Below are 22,824 nucleotides of genomic sequence, written 5' to 3'. Positions count from 1 at the left end.
GAGCAACTGTGGAATCGTCGCCACCGGATTGATGACGCTCATGCGATGGGACAGCCTCATCGACGACGACCGTTTCAGGTGCCGGTCGCGACGTTAGATCCAAGGAGCTACAAAATGCGGATCTACAACATGGCCTTTGAACTATTGATTGAGTGATGACCGAGGCTTATGGACAACGGCTTGGCGAGGCATTGCGAGTCGAAAACGGACCCGCGATCGTTACCCGGGCATTGCGTAAAGCTGAAATAGCGGTCACGGAGATTCGATGTGATAATCCGCTGCCGGAAATGTGCGGTCCGCTTCAGCGGGAAGATGCTTTTCTCGTCACTTTGCACTTCCGCGATACTCCGAAACGCGAATATTGGGAGGATGGCCGACGAGCGTCAGTGTGCGCCTTGCGGGCTGGCGAGAGTTGTCTCCATGATCTGAAGCGGGATCCCACCGCTCTTCCCAAGGCCTTTCACTCTCTGTTTTTTTATCTGCCGCGTGCAGCGCTGGACGCGATCGCGGACGACGCCAAACGCGCCGCCAATTCGCGATCTGAGCTATGAGCCCGGCGCGGGCGTCAACGACGCGACGATTTCCGGCCTTGGGAGCTCGCTGCTGCCCGCCCTCGGCAATCCGGACCAAGCTAACCCGTTGTTTGTCGACCACGTCCTGCTGGCGGTCGGGCTGCATGTCGCTCAGACCTATGGCGGCATGCGGCCAATGTCGCGGCCGGCGCGGGGCGGGCTTGCGCCATGGCAGGAGCGACGCGCGAAAGAATTACTTCGCGCCAACATCATGCACGGTGTAGCACTCAAGGAGGTGGCGCGAGAGTGCGGCATATCAGTGGGCTATTTCTCGCATGCCTTCCGTCGTACGCTGGGAGTGGCGCCGCACCAGTGGCTAATTGAGCAACGGGTGGTGCTATCCAAGGAAAAGCTGCGCGATGACGGCCTATCGCTATCGGATGTAGCCACGGAGTGCGGCTTCAGCGACCAAAGTCACCTCACGCGAATTTTCAGGCGGACGGTCGGTGTAAGTCCGGGCGCGTGGCGCCGGACTCTCAAGCGATAGTCGTAATTATCAGTACCGTTCTAACAAGCGGATCGGGCAATACCGCGTGCGGTCAGCGATCCGAATGACCTCACCGTAACCGCGCGCATAGGCCGGGCGCACCTAATCGACCTGGATACGGCTCTGCCGGCGCTCTTGCAACAGTTCGAAGCAGCCCAGGATATCGACAAGCAAGGCCTCGAGAATGATATCCAGAGCCGCGAGAGGATTTCGCTCGCGACGCAGCTTTGGCCGGCAGGTCACGCCGATTGGCGCGCGCCCCGATCAACGCCGAGCATAAGTCCTGGATTGCTAGACCGTGACATTAGAATTCCGCCAGCGGTTGAACCAACATTTTCAACCGTTGCGCTCGAACTGTTCGCGATAGTTCTCAAAGGGGGCGTAAGCCTCGTGCTTATCAGAAGTGCAGTTAGAAGCATAACCGTTCCAGAGACGACAGTCTCATCAAAGACATCATCGGCCTGCGCGGCATATACACGATCGTTAGGCGCGAACCAGACCGCAAAAGAGGTGCGACATGTCGAGGCCGCTATTGAAATCTTCTCCAGGTGCCGTTGCGAGCACGGCTATCCCACAGCCTGGTGGAAGACCCTCGGCTCGCCGGTGCTAACGCCGGACGTGCAAAAGACGCTCATCGACAGTGTCCATGTCGAGGTCGGATCGCGTTCGATCGACGAACTCGCAGCGGAACGCGATGGAGTCTTGCTCGGGTCGCTTGAGCTACGCAACAGGGTTGCCAAGTCGAGCCAAACGAAAGTGACGACGATAGTCGCCTGAGACCAGGCGCCATCGGCGAGATCAATCATACGTCCTTCGACTATCCGGCTTTCAAGCCACAGCACCAGGAGTTCCAAATGCCCGCCACAACCGCAGCAAGCAAGACCACCGCACCGAAGCCGGTCCCCGTACCGAACGCCGACTTCTACCAGCTGATCGAACTGCTCACACCCGAGGAGAAATCGGTCATCACAAAGGTGCGGACCTATATGCAGGCCAAGGTTCAGCCGATCATCAACAAGTACTGGTCCGATGACGCGTTTCCGTTCGAACTGCTGCCTTCGTTCAAGGAGATCGGCATCGGCGGGCTCGGCTACGAGGGTTACGGCTGCGCCGGCGGCAGCCAGAAACTGTACGGCTTCGTCACGATGGAGATCGCGCGCGTCGACGCGTCGATCTGCACGTTCTGGGGCGTCCACAGCGGCCTGGCGATGGGCTCGATCTATCTCGATGGATCCGAGGAGCAGAAGCAGAAATGGCTGCCTCAAATGGCCCGTTACGAAAAGATCGGGTGTTTCGGGTTGACCGAGCCGCTGGTTGGTTCGGGAGCGAGCGGCGGGCTGACCACGACCGCCCAAGCGCGACGGCGACACCTGGATTCTCAACGGGCAGAAGCGGTGGATCGGCAACTCGACGTGGTGCGACCTCTCCATCATCTGAGCGCGGGATCTGGCGGACAACCAGGTCAAGGGCTTCATCGTCGAGAACAAGTCGACGCCGGGCTTCAGTGTCGAGAAGATCGAGCACAAGATTGCGCTCAAGGTGGTCCAAAACGGCCAGATCACGCTGAAGGACGTGCAGGTGTCCGAAGCGAATCGCCTCCAGGGCGGCAATTCGTTCCGCGATACCGCACGCGTGCTGCGGATGACGCGGTACATGGTGGGTTGGGCGTCGACTGGAATCCAGATGGGTGCATTCGAGGCAACCCTCAAATACGCCCAGGAGCGATTGCAATTCGGCAAGCCGATCGCCTCGTTCCAGCTGATCCAGGATCTGCTCGCCAAGATGCTTGGCAATCTGACCGCGTGTCAGTGCCTGATGCTCCGGCTGGCGCAGCTCGACGATGAGGGCAAGCTTGACGATCATCATGCGGCGCTGGCGAAGGCGTTTTGTACGGCGAAATCGCGCGAGACAGTCGCATGGGGCCGCGAGGTCCTCGGCGGCAACGGCATCGTCGCCGACTACAACCTCGCGCGCTATTTCTCCGATGCCGAGGCACTGTATTCCTACGAAGGCACCTATCAGATGCAGAATCTGATCGTCGGCAAGGCCATCACCGGCCGCGGCGCCTTCGTCTGACATCTTGGCGGTGCCGGCGCCCGGCGCCGGCTGCCCTCCCAATCCAGGAGACACGACTATGGTATCGGGAACTGCACCGGTCACCCCTGCAACAGCACCAAGCACGGTACCCAGAGCGGCGCTGGCCCTTGCGAACGTCCTCTACGAGAAAAAGGGTTCGATCGCGTACGTCACGGTCAATCGGCCCAAGGTGCTCAACGCGCTTAATACGCCGACATGGACCGATCTGCACGCCGCATTCGAGGACGCAAAAGCAGACGCATCCGTGCGCGGCGTGATCCTCACCGGCGCGGGCGACAAGGCGTTCATCGCCGGCGCCGACATCAGTGAACTCGCGCATGTCGATGCCTATGAAGCGGAAGAGTCCAGCCGCTTCGGGCAAGGCGTGCTCGATCTGATCGAAAATCTCGGCAAGCCGGTGATCGCGGCGATCAACGGCTTTGCCCTCGGCGGCGGCTGCGAGACCGCGATGTCCTGCACCATTAGGATCACAGTGGAGCACGCCAAATTCGGTCAACCCGAGGTCAAGCTGGGCCTGTTGCCCGGCGGCGGCGGAACGCAGCGTTTGCCGCGCCTGGTGGGAAAGGGTCGTGCGTTACAGTTGATCCTCACGGGCGAGACGATTTCCGCGCAGGAGGCTTATCGCATCGGGCTCGTCAACGAAGTCGTTGCCGCGGGCAGCCTGATTGATCGTGCCGAAGCGATTCTGAAGCAGATCATGGCTAACGCGCCGATCGCGGTGAAGTTCTCGCTGGATGCCGCCAACAAAGGCATGGACACGAGCCAAGCCGAAGGCTTCGCGCTGGAAGCCTCCTTCTTCGGCATTTGTGCCGCCACCGAAGACAAGAAGGAAGGCACAGCTGCCTTCCTCGAGAAACGTGCACCGCAGTTTCGCGGACGCTGAAGCGACCGCCGCACACGACGATCTCTAGAAAGGACGACTATGACAAGCGACAATATTTTCTCCGGACTGAAGGTGGCGGACCTCGCGAGCTTCATCGCGGGCCCCAGCGCGGCTGTGATCTTGTCCGATTTCGGGGCCGACGTGATCAAGGTGGAGCCGCCGAGCGGCGAGCTGTGGCGGCATGCAAACCATCTCCCGCCGCAGCCGGTCGCTGACGATGCCTATCCCTGGCATCTGGCCAATCGCAACAAACGCGGCATGGCGCTCGATCTGAAATCCCCAAACGCGCATCAGGTTCTCGAGAAGCTCGTCAAATGGGCTGACGTTCTCATCGTCAACACGCCCCATCCCGCGCGCAAGAAATTGAAGCTCGAATATGAAGATGTGGTGGGATGGAACCCGCGGCTGATCTACGCGGACCTCACGGGCTTCGGCGACAAGGGTCCGGATGCGAATCTCCCCGGCTTCGACATCACGTCGTACTGGGCTCGCAGCGGATTGCTGTCGATGACGCGCGATGCCGGTGCGCCGCCGACCTGGCCGGTCGCTGGCAGCGGCGACAATGCCACCGCCGTCGGGCTCTATTCGGCGATCGTTACGGCCCTGTATCGTCGCCAGCGCACGGGGCAGGGCGCGCACGTCACGACCTCGCTTCTCGCCGAAGGCGTGTGGTCCGCCAGCGTCTTGATCCAGGCAGCGCTGTGCGGTGCGAAATTCTTCGGGCTGCACGATCGCGAGAATCCTGCGAATGCGGCAATGAACGTCTGGCGCGCCAAGGATGACACCTGGTTCGTTCTCCTCATCATGCCCGACAAGCTGGCTGCCGTCGCCAAGGCCATCGGCCGCCCGGACCTTCTGACCGATCCGCGCTTCTCCGATCCGGCGAAGCTGATGGCGAATATGCCGCAGCTCACCGCGATCCTCGACGAGCTCTTTCGCGCCGAGCCGATGGCCCATTGGTACGAGGTGTTCAATGGTGCCCACGTGACGTTCGGAGCCGTGCGTGGGCCGCAAGAGGTGATCAACGATCCCCAGCTGCAGGCGAACGACATCATCGTTCCGCTCAATGGCGCCGGCGGCAAGCTGACGTCCACCATCTCTAGCCCGCTTCAGGTGCATGGCGTCGCCAAAGTGCCCGCCACGCGCGCCCCGAAGATTGGAGAACACAACGACGAAGTCCTTCGGCAGCTGGGATTCAGCGCGGCGGAAATCGATGGCTTACGTGCGAGCGGTGCCATTCCGAAAACGAAGGAACATGCTGCCTAGCACGACGACACAGTCGGGGCGGCGAGGGAGTCGCCCCGAAGCTACGCGTGACCGCCACTATCTGGCACTTTGTTCTGGGAGACCTCAATGACAAACGCGACCTCTCTATCGGATAAGACGGCACTGCGCGACGAGGCGGCGCCCCACCGCACCCGTCAGTTCGGCAGCGCGCGCAACGGATCGCGCGAATGGCGATTGCAGAGCTTGACAGCGATCGCGGTCATCCCGCTGAGCCTGCATTTCGCCGCGTCGATCCTGTCGCTCACGACCTCAGATCGAAAAGCTGCGGCCGACTGGCTTTCGTTGCCTGTACCAGCCTTGGCCGCAATCCTCGTCGTTCTTGCGGGGATCACGCATGCGCTGATCGGTGTTCGCTCGGTTATTCTTGATCATGCACACACGCGCACCCGGCGAGAACGTTTGATGCGTGTTGAGATCGGATAAGAAAAGGTTCTCCCCACGGGACAATGTTCCGTCTGCATCGACTGCGAGGACAGATGATATCGCTCAACATTAACGGGCGCACTTACCCGGTACAGGCTCCAAACGACATGCCGTGCGGCCAACCGCTCCGCGGGATCGGGATTTGCTGGTCGCGCATGGTCTGTTCGACGGCAGGGAATACGACAGCTTCGGAGCAGGATTTTATTACAACAGGATCAGCAACGATCTGAAGATAGACATATCTCGGCTTACGCTGGGGAATGCCAGCGCGAGCGACGAGAGCGGCATTGAGGTGTTCTATAATTTTGCAGTTACGCCGGCTGTCCGATTGATCCCCAGTTACCGGCACATCTGGCATCCACTCGCTGCCCAGATCGCCAAAGGCCTGGATCACGCCGATCTCTTTCTGACGCGCCTCACCGTGGCTTGGTGAGTTACGGTAACAAGGAGCAATCTCCCGGGGCCGGCGCATCCGACGCCGTCAGCTTGGCTCGCACTGAGGTTTCGGATCTGGCTTCGGTGAGAAGCTTTTGCACCGACTGAACTGGACCCCTGCAAATCCTGATCAACAACGCCGGGATTTTGGCTTTGCCGGTGATGATCACCGGGCCTGACCACGACTATGACGCGGGCGGTCGCGGCCCTTCGGAGATCAACCGTGAGCTCCGCTGCCCCGATAGATAAGACCAGAACCATTGCGTTTGGACGCGGAACCGGTTCTGAAGCTGCGGCAGGGCGAGCACATGTAACGCGGCCCACACCAGCCAGGTCAGAAAGCCGCTGCTACGCAAATGGCCGGACTCGAGGATGGCGAAGTTCTTGCCGACCACCGCCATGTTGCCCTTGTTGCGGTATCGAAACGGTCGACCATCCTTGCGCCCCCTGACACGGTTCGCGATGACATGCCCTACAAATCGGCCCTGTTGAATGGCTGCCTGCGCCACCCCCGGGACGGGGTGACCATCCTGGCTTATCGTGGCTGCATCTCCCACGACAAAGACGTTGAGCGCCTCGGGGATATCCATGAAAGCCCCGACGAAGGCGCGCCCGGCGCGGTCCATCTTCGTTCCCAGCATTTTTACGACAGGCGAGGCGCTTACGCCTGCTGTCCAAAGCACGGTGGCGCTGGGAATGCGGGCGCCAGCCGCGATCACGCCCTGGTCGTCGACCTTCTCGACCTTTACGCCGGTCGAAACTTCAACACCGAGCTTGGCTAGTCGCCTGGTTGCCTTTCGCGACAGGGTTTCTGCAAAGGTCGGAAGAATACGAGCACCGCCGTCCAGTAGCAGAATTCGGCTCTTGGCGGGGTCGATCTTGCGGTAATTGTTGCGCAGGGTCACCGAGGCCAGTTGAGCGATCGAAGCGGCAAGCTCGACGCCGGTTGGGCCGGCGCCCACCAAAACGAAGGTCATTTGGCGCGCGCGTTCCTTCTCATCATCGGTGGATTCCGCCAATTCAAACGCGCTCAGGATCTTGGCCCGGATCGCTTCGGCGTCATTGAGGCTCTTGAGGCCCGGCGCGAACCGCGCGAACTCGTCATGCCCAAAATAGCTTGGGCGCATTCCAGCGGCGATCACGAGGAAGTCGTACTCGAGTTTCCGAGGACCTATTCCTGGGCAATCTACATCGACGGTCCGAGTTCCCGGGTTGATGCCCTTAACCTCGGCCAGCAAGACGCTGAGGTTCTTTTGCTTCGCCTCGAGCTGCCGGATCGGCGCCGCTATCTCGGATGGCGCCAAGACGGCGGTGGCGACCTGGTACAGGAGGGGCTGGAAAATATGATGATTGCGCCGATCGATCAGCGTTATTTCGACATCGGCTCGCTTTAGCGCCCGTGCAGCCGCGATGCCGGCGAAGCCTCCGCCGACGATCAGGACGCGTTTCTTACCTGGGACCGCCTTTGTTACCGGCGGTTTTTCTTGTGGAAACGATTTGGTCAGAACTGTCGTCATGGAAACATCCTCCGATCCGAAGGCAACTCTGTCTCTGCAATGGATACGGGGGCTGTGACAGCTCGTCTTGAACGGCGCTGCGGTGCATGGAACGTTCACGACGTTTTTGTTGGCGTAGCCCGCTTGTTGAAACCCGCGCGAACCATTCTTGAAATCGGCGATTGCAACGCGCGCCTCTAGATCCGAATTCGTCAGCTGACGGTTTTGAGCATGATTGGCGTTAATCCCGCAGCAGCGTTCAATCGCGACTGGCAGCGACAAGGCATGTTGAATGCAGGCTTTGAGAAGCTGTTCGAGTTCAACGCGACAGCTCTCACTTTAGATGAAGCATTAAGCACCCGGCACGCCAACTCTTTCCACCGGAGCCTCCCGATGAACGACCAATCCAAGCGACCGCCGTTGGCCCATGCATCGGGCACCCCGGTCACGGATAATCTCAACATTCAGACCGCGGGGCCGCGCGGTCCTGCCCTGCTGCAGGACGTCTGGCTGATCGAGAAGCTCGCCCATTTCGCCCGCGAAGTGATTCCCGAGCGCCGCATGCATGCCAAGGGCTCCGGCGCCCACGGCACCTTCACCGTCACGCACGACATCACACGCTACACGAAGGCCAGGATTTTCTCCAAGATCGGCAAGCAGACCCCGATGTTCGCTCGCTTCTCGACCGTCGCGGGCGAGCGCGGCGCCGCTGACGCCGAGCGCGATATCCGGGGCTTTGCCCTGAAGTTCTATACTGAAGAGGGCAACTGGGATGTCGTCGGCAACAACACGCCGGTGTTTTTCTTCCGCGATCCGCTGCGCTTCCCCGATCTCAATCACGCCATCAAGCGCGATCCGCGCACCGGCAGGCGCAGCGCCGACAACAACTGGGATTTCTGGACGCTGCTACCTGAGGCGCTGCACCAGGTCACGATCGTCATGAGCGATCGAGGCATTCCGAAGAGCTTGCGTCATATGCATGGCTTCGGCAGCCATGCATACAGCTTTCTCAATGCCGCAAACGAGCGTATCTGGGTCAAATTCCACTTCCGTACCCAACAGGGCATTCAGAACCTGACGGACGCGGAAGCCGAGGCCCTCGTCGGCAAGGACCGCGAAAGCCACCAGCGCGATTTGTTCGAGAATATCGAGGCGGGTAATTTCCCGCGCTGGACCCTGTTCATTCAGTTGATGACAGACGCGGAGGCGAAGGCATTCCCCTTCAATCCTTTCGACCTGACCAAGGTCTGGCCAAAGGGTGACTTCCCGCTGATCCAGGTCGGATATTTCGAACTCAACCGGAATCCCGAGAACGTCTTCGCCGAAGTCGAACAGGCAGCGTTTTCTCCTGCCAACATCGTGCCAGGCATCGGCTATTCACCGGACAAGATGCTGCAGGGGCGCCTCTTCTCGTATGGAGATGCGCAGCGCTACCGCCTGGGCGTCAATCACCACCACATCCCCGTCAACGCACCGAAATGCCCCTTCCACAGCTATCATCGCGACGGCGCCATGCGCACTGACGGCAACCTCGGCGGAACCGCCACCTACTTTCCCAATAGTCGGGCCGAATGGATCGACCAGCCGCAGCTTAACGAGCCGCCGCTGGAGCTCGAAGGCGCCGCCGCACATTGGGACCATCGTGTCGACGATGACCACTATCAGCAGCCGGGCAACCTTTTTCGCAAGATGAGCCCTGTCCAGCGGCAAATGCTGTTCGACAATACGGGTCGCCAGGTCGGCGCTGCTGCAAGACACATTCAGGAGCGTCACGTCGCCAACTGCGCCAAGGCGGATCCGGCCTACGGTGTCGGCGTCGCGAAGGCGCTGGGCATCGATTTGAAAGCGAACGTGATCGCGGCGGAGTAGGCCTCGCCCTCATCGCCGGCCGACGGCGCTCCCCGCACCGTCGGTTGCCCAACCGCGTGCCATTCCTGCTGCGGAAGCAGGGTCGCGACACGACGTGAAGGAAGTGGCGTCGGCCGCATCGGCGCGAAATGGAAAGGGCACAGGAGCCTATATGAGGAGCGTATTGACCCTGGCTACATTCGCCATCGGCGCGCTGTGCTTCGTGGCGTTCGTGAGCGAAGTAAGGCCAGTTCGCATCACTGCGACGCCTTCGCCGATCGAGCAGGCGCGGGCTCAATGATGCGCCCAACGATTCCGAAATGTCCTGAAGGAGCTTCGAAATTTCTCAATAATCGCGAGCGATAAGCGGTGCCTATTGCCCGCTATTTCATCTTCGTCGGAAGCACGCTTGCGGCTTTGTTATTCATCGCCGGTTGGCTTCTGCCGAACCCGCCAGCGACGTTCGCTGATCAGTCCGTCGCCCTCGATAGGGCGGTTATCCGGATCAGGTCCGCCCACAAATGGCCGGAGAAGGTCATCTTGGATACCAGTCAGCTGACTATCATACCTCCCGTTGTCGTGGCCCCTCCAACGATCCAATCGTCGATTCCGCTACCGTCTGACAAAGCGCCGGACGATTCGAATCCCGAAGCTACGGGCTTGTTAAAGCCAGACACACAGCTGGCGGCCATCAATCATCCAACCCTGCAATCCAAACTCCGCATGGCAACGACCGCTCGATCGAGGCGCGCAGCGAGAGGTCTCGTCATGCACCGCCGAACAGCAATGAGTAGGGGCTGTTGCCAGTTCGGGTGGGTTGATAGCGGTCGAACACGTTCGAATTCTATGACGCCCAGGCGCGCTGCGTCGTCGTCGCCTTCGATTGATGTGCGCTCGATCGGCAGAGATTGAACGACGACAGATATCTGCTGGTGCACGCGGAAGTGCGCATCAAGCATCTAAATTAATCAGCAACGTACAAGATCGTCCAAAGGACATCCGCTATTCATTGCAGCATCAAAGGAGACAAAATCCGCCGCTTATTTGGCGTCTCGTTCAAATCACACGCGCGGGCCAACCGGCATCTCGCATTAGGAGTAACCTTGCATGACCGAGTACCTGCTCGCCGCGCGCGCCGCGGTCATCCTCTGGACCAATCTTGCACTGACGCCAGCCGAGATTCTCTTTAACACGATTGAAGCCGAGTTGGAGCGTCGCGGCGTCGAGCTATGAAGGCTCCTGTCCGAAGCCGTTCACTGCGAGGACTGGTCGGAACGGCATTGCTATCCGAACGAAATCGCAGCGAACGCCTTTGGTCAGAAAGAACAACTCGTTGGAGCACGAAATGATAGAGCACGTCGCGCAGTTGCCGAATCCCGAAGGATTGTTGCTTCTTCGCGAGTTGGACCACAGAATAAAGAACGAACTCACGTCAGCCATATGTGTGTTTTCAGCCAAAGCGGTGCAGTCGGACAGCGTCGCGGTCAAGGCCGCGCTGCTCGATGTCGTAGATTTCTTACATCAATGGGCCGACGTTCGTCGCGCGCTGCATATGCCGGATCAGAAGCGCCTCACCGATGCCGCAAGCTACCTCCAGCAGCTTTGCTTCGCGATGACGAAATACCGACTGGATTGCCTGGCGATACGTGTCTTGTTTTCGGCGGATGATCTGAGGCTTGAAGGAGAGCGCTGTTGGAAGCTTGGACTGATCGTATCCGAGCTACTGACCAATGTGGCACGACATGTACAATTTGACGCTAAACATCCAGAATTGCGAGTGAAGTTGATGCTTGCAGGCAACATCGTAAAGTGCGGGGTCTCTGACAATGGGTCGGCACCTGAGCCCGTCCGGCGCGGTCGAGGGCTTACGATCGTCGGCGAGTTGGCCAGCAGCCTGGGGGGCCGCGTTCATACGTCTTGCGCCGCCGAAGGATCTTCTTTCCTTCTCACCTTTCCGTTGACTGATGCCGAGCAACGCGCCGCCGGCGCGACTCATGCTGCTTTGAGGCAGAGGAAGATGGGTCGCCCCCGGCGGTTGGAGGCGTCAAGGTAAGTCAGCCGGGACCGTTTTCATTATAGCGTTGGCAACCGGCAGAACATTCGCCGGAGCCGATCAGATTCTCGCAGAGCAATAGGCGCTTGGACGAAGAGCAAATCGGAAACCCGCAAGTCCGATTCCGACGGAAGATGCTTTGGCTTTGCAACTCCGCGATGTTCCCAATCGCGAATATCGGGACGGTGGCCGACGAGCGCCGGTGTACGACTTGCGGGCTGGCGAGAATTCTCTCTATGACCTGAAACGAGAACCCAGGGGTCACCTCGACAGGCCTATCACTCTCTGGCTTTCTATCTGCCGCGTGCGGCGCTAAGGAGGTGGCGCGAGAGTGCGGCCTGTCAGTGGGTCATTTCTCGCACGCCTTCCGCCGCACGCTGGGAGTGGCGCCGCACAAGTGGCTAATTGAGCAGCGCGTCGTGCTATCCAAGGAAGAGCTGCGTGATGATGGGCTGTCGCTATCGGATGTGGCCGCGGAGTGCGGCTTTAGCGACCAAAGTCACCTCACGCGAGCTTTCAGAGAGACGGTCGGCGCAAGTCCGGGCGTGTGGCGTCGGGCTCTCAAGAGATAGCAGTCGAACCCCGCTGGGATCGACCTAATTCGCGATTGTTCTCAAAGAGGGCGAAAGCGTCGTTCTTTTCAGAAGTGGAATTAGAAGCACAACCATTCCACCGACGGCACTCTCATTCAATATCGCGGCAGGTATAGGCAGCACAGTCGCGGCCAGAGAGTGACCGAATCGGCGTCAGATCGTCACACGACGAGCACGGTACGTGAGCCAGTCGCTGGTGGAAGGCGGAGGTAGCTCGTGAGCAACATTACCAATCCCGTGGGAGCTGTCCCGCAGTTCACGCAGCGTCGAGTTCTCCATATTGTCTTTGCCTCGACGAGCGGTCACACGGAGTACGTGGTGGATACGCTGATCGATTCCTTGAAGCGCACTATCCCAGGCTGGGAAGTCAAGGCAACGATGGCAGAGAAAGCGCACTCACAGGACTTGCTGAGCGGAGATGTTCTCCTGTTCGCCTCCGCGACCTGGAATACAGAGGGCGTCGAGGGACAATTGAATCCTCATATGTCGGTGCTGCTCCAAGACAAGGCGAAGACGCTGGATTTGGTCGGCAAACCGTGTGCATGCATCGGACTCGGCGACCGTAGATACTTCTACACAGCGCGAGCGGCTGATCATTTGGAACACTACGTTGAGGCCCATCATGGCCGCCTGATCGTTCCAACGCTTAAGATCATAGACGAGCCCTATGGCCAGGAGGAGGCTGTAAGGGTCTGGGGCAAACAGCTAGTGGATGCCGCGAAGCCGGCAGATTGGTGTTAGTCGATGCCCCGCATCTCTCTCAAAATCGTCGGCGCTTCCGGACAGGGGATAAACTCCATTGGCGCGATCATCGCCAAGGGCCTCAAGAGATCCGGATATTGCGTGTTCGGCTACCGCGAGTATCCCTCCCTCATAAAGGGCGGGCACGCGAGCTATCAACTGGACGTCTCGAATGAACGCATTTGCAGTACCGAAACGAAGGTGAATGTGCTTGTCGCGCTCAACCATCACGGTCTTGAGCTGAACATGGAGGAGCTTAAACACGGCGGGATCGTGCTGCACGTGACGCCCGGGTGGCGATTTCCCGAGCACCATCGGAAACTGATCGCGGAGCGAAGCCTTCGCATCATCTATTTCCCGGTTGATGGCCTGCTTAATCGCCTCGGCGCGAGGGCAATTCTGTCGAACGTGCTGCTGACCGCCTTTGTCTGGTCCATGCTGGACCAGGATATCGATGCCCTCAAGTCCCTCGTCGGAGAGACGTTTGCGAAGAAGAAGGCCCTCCTCGAACTCAACATGCGATGTATCGATGAGGGATATTCTTTTGTCGATCCCGAGCAGGGAGCGATCTCCGTCGCTTTGCCGCCGCCGGACAAAGGCTTCGCCGGCCACCTCCTGATTACCGGCAGCCAAGCGATGGGACTAGGCGCGGTTCATGCCGGGGTGAGGCTCTATGCCGGCTACCCGATGACACCCTCCAGCCCGCTGCTGTCATTCATCGCCGAGCTCGAAAACAAGACCCACATGGTGGTCAAGCAGGCGGAAGACGAAATCACCGCGGCTCAGATCGTGAGTGGGGCCATGTACATGGGAACCCGCGCGCTTACCGCCACCTCCGGTGTCGGATTTGATCTTATGAGCGAGACACTGTCGCTGAATGCCATGATCGAGAACCCGACGGTGTTTGTGCTGGCGCAACGCCCTGGTCCGGCGACCGGCCTGCCGACCTGGACGGCTCAAGGAGGTCTCTTACAGGCCGCGAACTGCTCTGCCGGTGAATTCACGCGCTGCGTAATCTCGGTGAGCAACAGCCAGGATGCCTTCGACTTGATGCCGGTCGCATTCAACCTGGCGGAGCAGTATCAAATCAGTGTCATTGTCCTCACCGACAAGCAGATCGCCGAGGCGCTGTACACGCAACACCCTTACGATCAGGAAAAGGCTGAAATTGATCGTGGCAGGCTCGTCGTCGATCCCGAGAAGCTGAAACTCCTGGAACCTTCCGATCGATTTAACCCACACGTCCAGGGCGGCGTTTCGTTTCGATGGCTTCCCGGCAGCGACGCGGCGACCTATTGCGCGCAGGGCGATGAACACAATTCCTTCGGCGCCGTGGATGAGTCCAGTCTCAACACGAAGTTGCAGATGGAGAAGAGGTTGCGGAAGATTCAAGGATTAAAGGCAGGGCTTCCCGCACCTCACTTGAGTATCGGCGGTCGCAGCCCAACGACAGCCGATTGGATGGATGCAGGTGACGAAATCGAGTTGCTCGCGATCGGTTGGGGAAGCACCAGTGACACGTTTCGAGACGTCATGTGCAGCGAAGAGTTGCGAGAGCGGAAGATCGCGTATCTGCACTACACTTATCTCTGGCCGCTCCGCACCCTGGAGCTTCAGAAATTAGCAAAGCGATCGAAACGCATTGTCCTGGCGGAGCAGAACTATCAGGGGCAGTTGGGCATGCTCATCAGAATGGAGTGCGGCCTGGATATCCCGGATAAAATTCTCAAGTACGACGGTCGACCGTTCTTCTACGATGAGCTTCTTTCGTCGGTGATGGAGAGATGCGCGAGCACCTCGGAAAACGAAGAGAAGTCTCCCGGTTTCGAACATGCGGGTAGCCCATCATGAATATCGCTCTGCAGACCCAGCCGCCCGCTGTCTCCGACTACTATTCGGAGACCAAATGCATCTGGTGTGACGGCTGCGGCAACTACGGCATATGGACAGCGGTGAAGTATGCGCTGGTAGAACTGAGTTTGCATCCGTGGCAGGTCTGCCTTTGCTACGATGTCGGTTGTCACGGCAACGGCTCGGACAAAATTGAGGGCTACCGCTTCCACGGGCTCCATGGTCGCGTCATCCCGTTTGCCGCGGGCACAAAGCTTGCAAATATGAAGGTTCCGGTGATCGCCTTCGGCGGGGATGGCGCGACTTTCTCGGAAGGCATCGGGCATCTGGTCCATGGCGTGAGGAGCAATTATCCCATCACGTTCGTCCTTCACAACAATACCAACTATGGGCTAACGACCGGACAGGCGAGTTCGCTCACGCCACAGGGCCAGTCCATGAACACGAGTCCCAACGGGATCCCCGAGCATACATTGCCGAGCATGGACCTGATCTTCTCGCTCAACCCCACCTTCGTTGCCCGAGGCTTTAGCGGTGACATTAAGCTGATGACTCGCATTCTCAAGGCCGCAATTCAGCACCGCGGCTTTGCCTTCGTCGAGATGCTCCAGGCTTGTCCGACGTACAATCACTTTGCAACGCACGAATATCTGTTGGATAGGTACTTCGATGTAAATGCCGATGGTCACGACCCAGGCAATCTGCAGCAGGCGAGGGCGCTCGCTACGCAGGTGCAGGATCGCATCGCCTGCGGCATTCTCTATCAACGCAAGGACATTCCTGACTTCTATAATCGGCTAATTCCGCGACAAGGCGTGGAGACGACCTGCGTGGAGGAGGTGCGGAGGTATGATGTGAGCGAGTATTGGAAGGAACTCGTGTGATTGAATTGAATCGTTAGTGCGGGTGTCGAACTTGACATTTCTTTCACCCGCCTGTTCGAGCGATGTTGGCAGCGCCGGCGCCTATAACTGTAGCTCATGGTCCGATCTCCCGCAGCGTCAACGATTGGAAAATCCGCGAAGCGATTTGTGTCGGTCGATCGCCTATGGTTAGAACGCATCATTCTGCGAGGTGCCTCTTGACCGTTCCTCGTCGATCTAAATGAGTGGGTCAATGTCAAAGGAACTGCTATTCGGAACCCTCTTGGCGTTGCTGATCTGCACGCCCTCCTATGCCGGCACCACGTTGGATAGCGAGGTCGGCGCGGCTCAGGAACAGAATCCAAACGACAATGGACTTACCGACGACGCAATGAGCCGTGAACTTGAGTTGTTCCGGGGCGCGGAAGTATCACTGCGTCGGGCTCTGAAGATCGCCGACAGCCTCCACCCCGGTTCGAGGATCGTGGATATCAGTTTTGATGGCGGCTCTGGTTCGTCCGTTTATCGCGTGAAGACGTTTCGGCAGGACCGTATCTGGGCAGATGCGATCGACGCCAAAACAGGGGCGGTCGCTGGCAATACTACAGTGTCATCTATGAGCGAGTTGAACCTAGAGGATCGCCTCAACTTGATCGCCATGCAATCTGTCCGCCAAGAGCTTGCGGATGCAGTCTTCGTAGCCGAGGACAAAACGTCAGGAAAAGCGCTCAGTGGCGGACTCATGAACGAAGGTGGCAAGTTGTTTTTCGTGATCGTAATTCTGTCCGGCATTGACCTCAAGCAGGTCATGCTCGAGCCGCCCGGCGCCAACAAGCTGGAAACGCTTCCGCGCCGTTCAAAGCAGCATCGATGTCAAGGATCGGGCCGCACTGACGACAACCGAGTGTTGGCTTTCAATGCCTATTTCGTCTCGCCACTATCGGCGACGCTGCGCGCTCCGCTGACGCATCGGCAACAGCCCCGCGAATTCCAGGGGCAATCTGCGCGCCGGCGGCGGGAAGAGCATGCAAATGCTGAAATTTGAAGAAAACGGCTCTATTTTTTTCGAATGGTGCCCGGCTCAAACTAGCGTGCGCGGCCAGCAAACGTTACAGCGCGCGCAATGGCCGGGTAGAGCAGGATGATCTCCGATGGATGGCGTGATGATTGAGGGTTATGGACAGCGGTTTGGCGAGCGATTACGAGTCCAGAACGCACGCGCGATGATTACCCGGGTATTGCGCTCTGTGACGGGTTATCAGCGTTGCATGGGGCTTCACCGATCATAGTCATCTCACGTGCATGTTCGGCGTAAATCCAAGCGCCTGGCGTTGGGCGATGCGTGTTGGCTTGGTGGGGAGTCAGTTGCCATGTGGAGCAGCTTTCGTTGTCGCAGGCTAGATTGGGCAGTCGCTGTTCTGTTTTCCTTCATTTTGGTCGGTTGCGCTGCGAGACCTGGCCCGGAGGTGCTGAAGCCTGTGGCTGCCTCGTCTGGCGAGAAGGCGCCGCAGATCTATGTGGCGACCACGCGTGAGCGCGAGAGTTTGTCGGGGAACGTATTCACTGCGAACCGCGCCAGTGCGCTCAACTTTGCAAAGTTTGTCGTCTCGGTGCCGCCCAACCACAAGTCCGGCAACGTCGAAATGCCGACCGCGACTCCCGATCCACGGAGCAGCTTTGCTGTAGTGGATCAGGCCGTGATGAGCGAGGCCGACTTTCGCAAAGCCGTTGCTCCGCAAGGCGATACCCGACGAAAAAAGCACAAAGCCTTCGTTTTCGTGCACGGGTTTAACAGCAACTTCCAAGAGTCGCTGTTCCGTCTCGTCCAATTGCAGGCGGACATCCAAATGGACGGGATTCCGATCCTGTTTTCCTGGCCATCGCAAGGTCAGGTAGCTGCCTATGAAATGGACAAGCAAGCGGCAAGCTATTCTCGCGACTACCTGATGGCCTTACTAACCCTGTTGAGTAGCAGCTCCGAGGTCAGCGACATTGTAGTGGTTGCCCACAGCATGGGTGCTATGTTGACCGTTGACGCTCTGCGCCAGCTTCGTATCGAAGGCAAAGACCGAGTGATCGCCCGGCTAGGCCGTGTTGTGCTGGCGGCGCCCGACATCAACGCGGAAGCGTTCCGTGCTCAGGTACAAGCCATCGGTCCGCTTAAGCCACCTTTGCTGGTTCTAGTTTCCAAGGATGATGGTGCGCTTCGAGTGTCCAGCTTTCTTGATGGTGGCATCGCGCGTGCTGGCGATATCAACGTTGACGATCCCGTTGTGCGGGACGCTGCCCTGAAAGAAAAGGTTCAAATCGTCGACATTTCGAGGCTCGCAAGGCACGATGATCTGGGGCACGACCAGTTCGTCAGTGTTGCTGTACTTTATTCACGATTGCACGACCAAGCCGTGCGATATCGCAACACGGCTGGCACATTCATCTTCGCGGACGACGATGAGACGTTCTTGCGGCCGATCGACATCGGAAATCAGGTGGCTGCGCAATGACCTCTTGCAAGTCCGCAGACGGAATCGGTTGATTTGGTTCCATGCCGGCTACTACAACCAGTCGTTCTTCCAGATCACTGATCGCTTCGATCTCACCCACAGGTCGCGAGCACAACTCTGGCGCCGTGATCACGGATGCGGCTCAGTCAGCGGGGATCGTAAACTGAAAAAGAGTACCCCGCGGCTCGCACCCGGTCGCCCATAGCCGTCCAGCGTGGGCTTCGATAATCGAGCGGCAGATCGAGAGGCCCATGCCCATGCCGTCGGGCTTCGTTGTGTAGAAGGGTTCAAAGAGACGCGGCAGGCTCTCCGGGTGCGGCCCATGGCCGGTATCGCGCACCGCGACGCACACGCCCTTCGGCTCGATGCTCACGGTGCTGATCTGTAATTCGCGGTTGCCGTCCTCAACGCTACTCATCGCCTGAAGGGCATTGACGATCAGGTTCAACATCACTTGTTGCAGTTGCACCCGATCACATTGGATGCGTGGCAACTCGCCCGCCAGTTGCATGGCCACCGTGACGCCGGTCTTGACCGCTTCGCTTCGGGTAAGCGCAGTCACCTCCAGGATAGCGGCATTAAGGTCGACGACTTCCTTTCGGGGTGGTGTTCTTTTGATGAGAAATCCGATCCGGTCGACGACGTCGCGGGTTCGAGCGGTCTGGTCCACAATGCAGGTGAGCGCCGCCTTCACCTCCGCTAACTCGGGTGGGTTCTTCTCTAAAAACCGCAGCGCAGCAGCGGCGAATGTGCGTGCCGCCGTAACGGGCTGCTTGATTTCATGAGCAATCGAGGCGGTGAGCTGGCCCATGGTAGCAACCCGGTTGGCATGCGCCAGCGCCATCAGGGCTTCGCGATATTGCCGCTCGCGACGGGTGATCTCCAAGGCAATGGTGGCCTGCGCAGCGAAGTCCCTGAATAAGGAAATCTGCTTGTCGGTGAACGGCAGCACCTGTTTGCGGCCTATACTAATTAACCCGACTATCTCATTGTCTTTCAGCAACGGCAGAAACAGGGCTGTTCGATAACGAGCCTTCGCCGCCGTGACCCAAAGATCATCCCGATGATCGCCTTCAAGTGCCGTCAAGTCTGGGATGTGGGTGGGTGACCTGCTTGTGGCTAATCGGCCCAGAAAACTCTCCTTGTCGAGCACTGGGAATGATGACCGCGCCTGACTAACCACAAGGGGGTCCCCTCGCACCGCCGCGAGACGAAGGCCGCCTTCTTCGATGAGACGCAAGCTGCCCATGTCTGCTCGACAGAGGCGTGTGGCACTGTCGAGGATGGCGTCGAAGATGGGTTGCAAGTCGTGGGGCGAGTTCGCAATGGCGCGCAGCACTTCCGAGATGGCCGTCTGTTGCTCAATAAGTTCGGTCACCCGATCTTGCGGCTCAGAAGCGACCCTTCCTGCGTGCATACCCTCGGTCATGCGGAGCAGCCTCGGCTTAGACGGTGAGGGCAGCATAACAGCTCCGGCTGTGGTTCGCGATAGCTTCCCCGCCATCCGACGTACTCGGGAGATGTCGACTGACGGCTGGTAATTCTCAGGCGATGCAGTAAGATTTGCAGTTGGACAGCGGCCGCAGTGCGTAGCGCATGCAAGGCCTTGTCTGCCGAAATCAAGCCGGAAGCTCAACGCCGGAGCTGACGGATGGTGCCGCATTGATGAACGGCGCGTACTCGGACCGCGGCACTCACGAAGTTTCCGCGATAAGATTGCCTGGCGCAACCATCCTGAGTGAAAGAGTTATCCATAGAGGCCGCTACGGCGCTCGGTCAATTGCACAAAACCCGCAGGCGGAAGATGACTGTCGACGTCGATGCTGGCAAGAAGGCCGAAGACCAGCCCGGATACGTGGCACAGTTGCAAGCCACTCTAAATGTGATTCCCGCGCACACCTGGTACGCCTCTCCGTCCGGCGGGCTCACCTTCGTGAACAAACGAACCGCGGACTACCTCGGTCTTCCGAAAGATCATCCTCTCCGTTTCGGCATCGACGTTGGCGCAAAGTGGGACGCCCATCTTCCCTTCGTGCATCCGGACGACCGCGAAGAAACACAAGAAAATTGGTCGACCCGTCTGCGCACGGGCGAAGGCGGTGAGGGGAGTTTTCGAGTTCGTGACGCTCAAGGAGGCTACCGCTGGTTCCTCAGTCGCGCCGAACCGCTCCGGGCGAGCGATGGAGCCATATTGCATTGGGTTGGAGTGAACCTGGATATTGAAGAGCGCAAGTGCGCCGAGCAAGCTCTACGGGAAAGCGAATACAAGCTCCGTCAAATCATCGACACGGTACCAGGACATCTCTGGTCAGCGAACCCCACGTTCGAGCCGACCCATCTCAATCGGCACCTTTTGGACTATTTCGGTAGGCGATTTGAAGATTTCAGAGAGGGTGGTTGGGAGGCCTTTCTGCACCCGGACGACCTTCCAGAAACTGCAAAGGCTATTTCCCACGCAGTTCAGACCGGAACTTACTTCCAGGTTATGCACCGTCTCCGTCGGGAGGACGGCGAGTTTCGTTGGCACCATGCTCGTGGCGAGCCTCTGCGCGATCAGCAGGGACGCATCATCCAGTGGTACGGCCTGTCTGTTGACATCGATGAAGCCAAGAAGAACGAAGACCGGTTACGCCGCAGCGAAGCCTATCTGGCGGAAGCACAGAGGCTAAGCCATTGCGGTGTGACGGCCTACAAGGGCATGACCGTTTTCTATGGGTCGGAAGAGATTTACCGCATCTGGGGGTTTGATCCGGCGCAGGGTGTTCCAAGCCGCAAAGCCGTGTTGCAACGAATTCACCCGGACGACCGTGATCGCCTGAACGCAGAGGTTGAGCGTGCGTTGGGCGAGAAGAAACGTTACTCGGCCGCGTACAGAATCGTACTGCCCGATGGAACGGTGAAACACCTCGAATCAATCGGCCAACCTGTGTTCTCAACAAAAGGGGAACTGGTCGAGGTAGTCGCTACACAGATTGACGTGACCGAGCGCAAACGCGCCGAGGAAGCACTGCGGGAGAGCGAGGCGAAGTTCCGCGACTATGCCGAGACCGCCTCGGATTGGTTTTGGGAAATCGGCCCGGACTACAAATTCACCCTGCTGACCGAGAATGCGTTTGGCGCACCCGCGGCCCACTGGCTCGGCACGGCGTGTTGGGATCACGCTCTCGACCTTGAAACGGAACCGGAGAAGTGGCGGCTTTTCCGGGCAACCCTCGATTCACGTAAACCGTTCCGTGACTTGGTGTATCGCGGGTTGAGCAGCAACGGCTCTCCGATGTACGTGAAGGCCAGCGGCAAGCCGGTGTTTGACGCGAACGGAGAATTCCATGGCTATCGAGGCACCGGCACCGATGTGACGGCACTCTTGCGCGCGCAGGAGCAACAGACAGCCATCTCGGAAGTGCTACGCGCTATTGCGAACTCACCGCACGACTTGCAGCCTATCTTCGACGCCATCCTCGACAGCGCCACACGTCTCTGTCATGCAGACTCAGGCGCCTTACGTCTCTCCGAAGAAGGCGGCCTTCGTCTCGTGGCGGTGCGAGGGGATCCCTTTTTGGTTAGTCAGGTGTGGTCATCAATCCCAGTTCTCGCAGAAAAGGGGAGCCTTCCGGATCGATTGGCCACAAGCAGGTTACCCACCCACATTACCGACTTCACAGCAGTTGAAGGCGATCATCGGGATGATTTTTTGATCTCGGTGGTGAACGCAGGTATTCGAACGGGCCTGTTTGTGCCGTTGCTCAAAGACGATGAGATAGTCGGGTTAATTAGTCTGGCCCGCAAACAGGTGCAGCCGTTCACTGACAACCAGATTTCCTTATTCAGGGACTTCGCTGCGCAAGCTACCATTGCCTTGGAGAGCACCCGCCTCGAGCGGCAATATCGCGAGGCGCAGATGGCGCTCGCGCACGCCAACCGCGTCGCGACGATGGGCCAATTGACGGCCTCGATCACCCATGAAGTGAACCAGCCGATCACAGCGGCAGTCACGTACGCGTTAGCCGCCCGGCGTTTCCTAAGCGCTGAGCCACCGAATTTTCGTGAGGTGGATGACGCGCTCTCCCTTATTGTCAAGGAGGGCAATCGCGCAGGCGAGGTCGTCGGGCGAGTCCGCGCACTCATTAAGAAGGCGCCCGCCCGAAAAGACGCCGTAGAGATCAACGATGCCATCCTCGAGATTGTTGCGCTCACCCGTAGGGAGGCCGCAAACAATAACGTCTCGGTGCGGACGCAGCTGGCAGAGGGCTTGCCACGTGTCCAGGGCGATCGGGTCCAGCTGCAACAAGTGATGTTGAACTTGATCATCAATGCCATCGAGGCGATGCGCGCCGTCGGCGAAGAGGAGCGGGAATTGCTCATCAGCAGCCGTAACGAACCGGCTGGCGTGTCAGTCGAGGTACGGGATTCGGGTCCAGGCTTCGCGCCGGCGGCTTTTGAGCGCGTATTCGAGGCGTTCTACACCACGAAACCGGGCGGTTTGGGGCTTGGGCTGTCGATCTGCCGGTCGATTATCGAAGCGCATAACGGACGATTGTGGGCAAGCCCTAACGTGCCACGTGGCGCTATCTTTGGCTTCATTGCGCCGGCTCTTCCGGCCGCAACATCGTGAGTGGAACGCCGCTTCGGATCCAGGAGGTGCCGGACGTCGAGTCCAGCACGCACTCCGTCCTCCGTGGTGGAGATGCAATGGG

Annotated in this window: 20 protein-coding genes and 1 pseudogene; 19 read left to right on the top strand and 2 right to left on the bottom strand. The window is 58.9% G+C overall.

Annotated elements, in window-relative coordinates:
• Positions 1–155: 155 nt before the first annotated feature.
• From V1280_RS11640 to V1280_RS11600, 9 genes and pseudogenes are all read left to right on the top strand, one after another.
• Complete coding sequence (locus V1280_RS11640; RefSeq protein WP_334523298.1) at positions 156–551, top strand: hypothetical protein; 396 nt, start codon at positions 156–158, stop codon at positions 549–551.
• Complete coding sequence (locus V1280_RS11635; RefSeq protein ID WP_334523296.1) at positions 487–1,059, top strand: helix-turn-helix domain-containing protein; 573 nt, start codon at positions 487–489, stop codon at positions 1,057–1,059. The genes V1280_RS11640 and V1280_RS11635 overlap by 65 nt, the downstream gene beginning before the upstream one ends.
• Positions 1,060–1,194: 135 nt before the next feature.
• Positions 1,195–1,836 (top strand): hypothetical protein, encoded by a 642-nt coding sequence (locus V1280_RS11630; protein ID WP_334523293.1) that lies wholly within the window; start codon positions 1,195–1,197, stop codon positions 1,834–1,836.
• A 77-nt stretch (positions 1,837–1,913) separates the two neighbouring features.
• A pseudogene (locus tag V1280_RS11625) lies at positions 1,914–2,276 on the top strand (acyl-CoA dehydrogenase family protein); the annotation flags it as partial.
• 322 nt (positions 2,277–2,598) lie between these two features.
• Complete coding sequence (locus V1280_RS11620; protein ID WP_334523290.1) at positions 2,599–3,135, top strand: acyl-CoA dehydrogenase family protein; 537 nt, start codon at positions 2,599–2,601, stop codon at positions 3,133–3,135.
• A 10-nt stretch (positions 3,136–3,145) separates the two neighbouring features.
• Complete coding sequence (locus V1280_RS11615) at positions 3,146–4,039, top strand: enoyl-CoA hydratase-related protein (protein ID WP_334538272.1); 894 nt, start codon at positions 3,146–3,148, stop codon at positions 4,037–4,039.
• Positions 4,040–4,078: 39 nt separating this feature from the next.
• Complete coding sequence (locus tag V1280_RS11610) at positions 4,079–5,305, top strand: CaiB/BaiF CoA transferase family protein (protein ID WP_334523287.1); 1,227 nt, start codon at positions 4,079–4,081, stop codon at positions 5,303–5,305.
• Positions 5,306–5,392: 87 nt separating this feature from the next.
• Entirely contained in the window at positions 5,393–5,749 is a 357-nt protein-coding gene (gene sdhD / locus V1280_RS11605) for a succinate dehydrogenase, hydrophobic membrane anchor protein (RefSeq protein ID WP_334523285.1), read from the top strand.
• A 142-nt stretch (positions 5,750–5,891) separates the two neighbouring features.
• Entirely contained in the window at positions 5,892–6,182 is a 291-nt protein-coding gene (locus V1280_RS11600) for a carbohydrate porin (RefSeq protein ID WP_334523283.1), read from the top strand.
• Between the two features lie 187 nt (positions 6,183–6,369).
• Here the strand turns inward: V1280_RS11600 and V1280_RS11595 are convergent, their stop codons facing one another.
• On the bottom strand, positions 6,370–7,701 hold the full coding sequence (locus V1280_RS11595) for an NAD(P)/FAD-dependent oxidoreductase (protein WP_334523280.1): 1,332 nt from the start codon (positions 7,699–7,701) through the stop codon (positions 6,370–6,372).
• Between the two features lie 372 nt (positions 7,702–8,073).
• Between V1280_RS11595 and V1280_RS11590 the strand changes: the two genes are divergently transcribed.
• The 9 genes from V1280_RS11590 (at position 8,074) to V1280_RS11550 (ending at position 18,130) form a co-directional block, all read left to right on the top strand.
• Positions 8,074–9,549, top strand: a complete 1,476-nt coding sequence (locus tag V1280_RS11590; protein ID WP_334538271.1) for a catalase — start codon at positions 8,074–8,076, stop codon at positions 9,547–9,549.
• Positions 9,550–10,635: 1,086 nt separating this feature from the next.
• Entirely contained in the window at positions 10,636–10,761 is a 126-nt protein-coding gene (locus tag V1280_RS11585) for a hypothetical protein (protein ID WP_334523277.1), read from the top strand.
• Between the two features lie 112 nt (positions 10,762–10,873).
• On the top strand, positions 10,874–11,581 hold the full coding sequence (locus tag V1280_RS11580) for a sensor histidine kinase (RefSeq protein ID WP_334523275.1): 708 nt from the start codon (positions 10,874–10,876) through the stop codon (positions 11,579–11,581).
• A gap of 320 nt (positions 11,582–11,901) precedes the next feature.
• Positions 11,902–12,153, top strand: coding sequence for a helix-turn-helix transcriptional regulator (locus V1280_RS11575; protein ID WP_334523272.1), 252 nt, complete (start codon positions 11,902–11,904; stop codon positions 12,151–12,153).
• A 237-nt stretch (positions 12,154–12,390) separates the two neighbouring features.
• Positions 12,391–12,915 (top strand): flavodoxin domain-containing protein, encoded by a 525-nt coding sequence (locus V1280_RS11570; RefSeq protein ID WP_334523270.1) that lies wholly within the window; start codon positions 12,391–12,393, stop codon positions 12,913–12,915.
• Positions 12,916–12,918: 3 nt separating this feature from the next.
• Positions 12,919–14,766 (top strand): 2-oxoacid:acceptor oxidoreductase subunit alpha, encoded by a 1,848-nt coding sequence (locus V1280_RS11565; RefSeq protein ID WP_334523267.1) that lies wholly within the window; start codon positions 12,919–12,921, stop codon positions 14,764–14,766.
• On the top strand, positions 14,763–15,650 hold the full coding sequence (locus V1280_RS11560; RefSeq protein ID WP_334523264.1) for a thiamine pyrophosphate-dependent enzyme: 888 nt from the start codon (positions 14,763–14,765) through the stop codon (positions 15,648–15,650). Before V1280_RS11565 ends, V1280_RS11560 begins: the two co-directional genes overlap by 4 nt.
• A 232-nt stretch (positions 15,651–15,882) precedes the next feature.
• A complete protein-coding gene (locus tag V1280_RS11555; protein ID WP_334523263.1) occupies positions 15,883–16,674 on the top strand; it encodes a PepSY domain-containing protein in 792 nt (263 codons plus the stop codon).
• Positions 16,675–17,095: 421 nt separating this feature from the next.
• The gene (locus tag V1280_RS11550; protein ID WP_334523260.1) at positions 17,096–18,130 is read left to right on the top strand and encodes an alpha/beta hydrolase; all 1,035 of its coding nucleotides are present in this window, start codon (positions 17,096–17,098) and stop codon (positions 18,128–18,130) included.
• A 142-nt stretch (positions 18,131–18,272) separates the two neighbouring features.
• Here the strand turns inward: V1280_RS11550 and V1280_RS11545 are convergent, their stop codons facing one another.
• Positions 18,273–19,559, bottom strand: coding sequence for a sensor histidine kinase (locus V1280_RS11545; RefSeq protein WP_334523257.1), 1,287 nt, complete (start codon positions 19,557–19,559; stop codon positions 18,273–18,275).
• A gap of 375 nt (positions 19,560–19,934) precedes the next feature.
• Between V1280_RS11545 and V1280_RS11540 the strand changes: the two genes are divergently transcribed.
• Positions 19,935–22,742, top strand: a complete 2,808-nt coding sequence (locus V1280_RS11540; protein ID WP_334523253.1) for a PAS domain-containing sensor histidine kinase — start codon at positions 19,935–19,937, stop codon at positions 22,740–22,742.
• Positions 22,743–22,824: the final 82 nt, after the last annotated feature.

Source organism: Bradyrhizobium sp. AZCC 2230, assembly GCF_036924495.1.
Taxonomy (GTDB): domain Bacteria; phylum Pseudomonadota; class Alphaproteobacteria; order Rhizobiales; family Xanthobacteraceae; genus Bradyrhizobium; species Bradyrhizobium rifense.
This window is presented reverse-complemented; position numbering and strand designations above follow the sequence as displayed.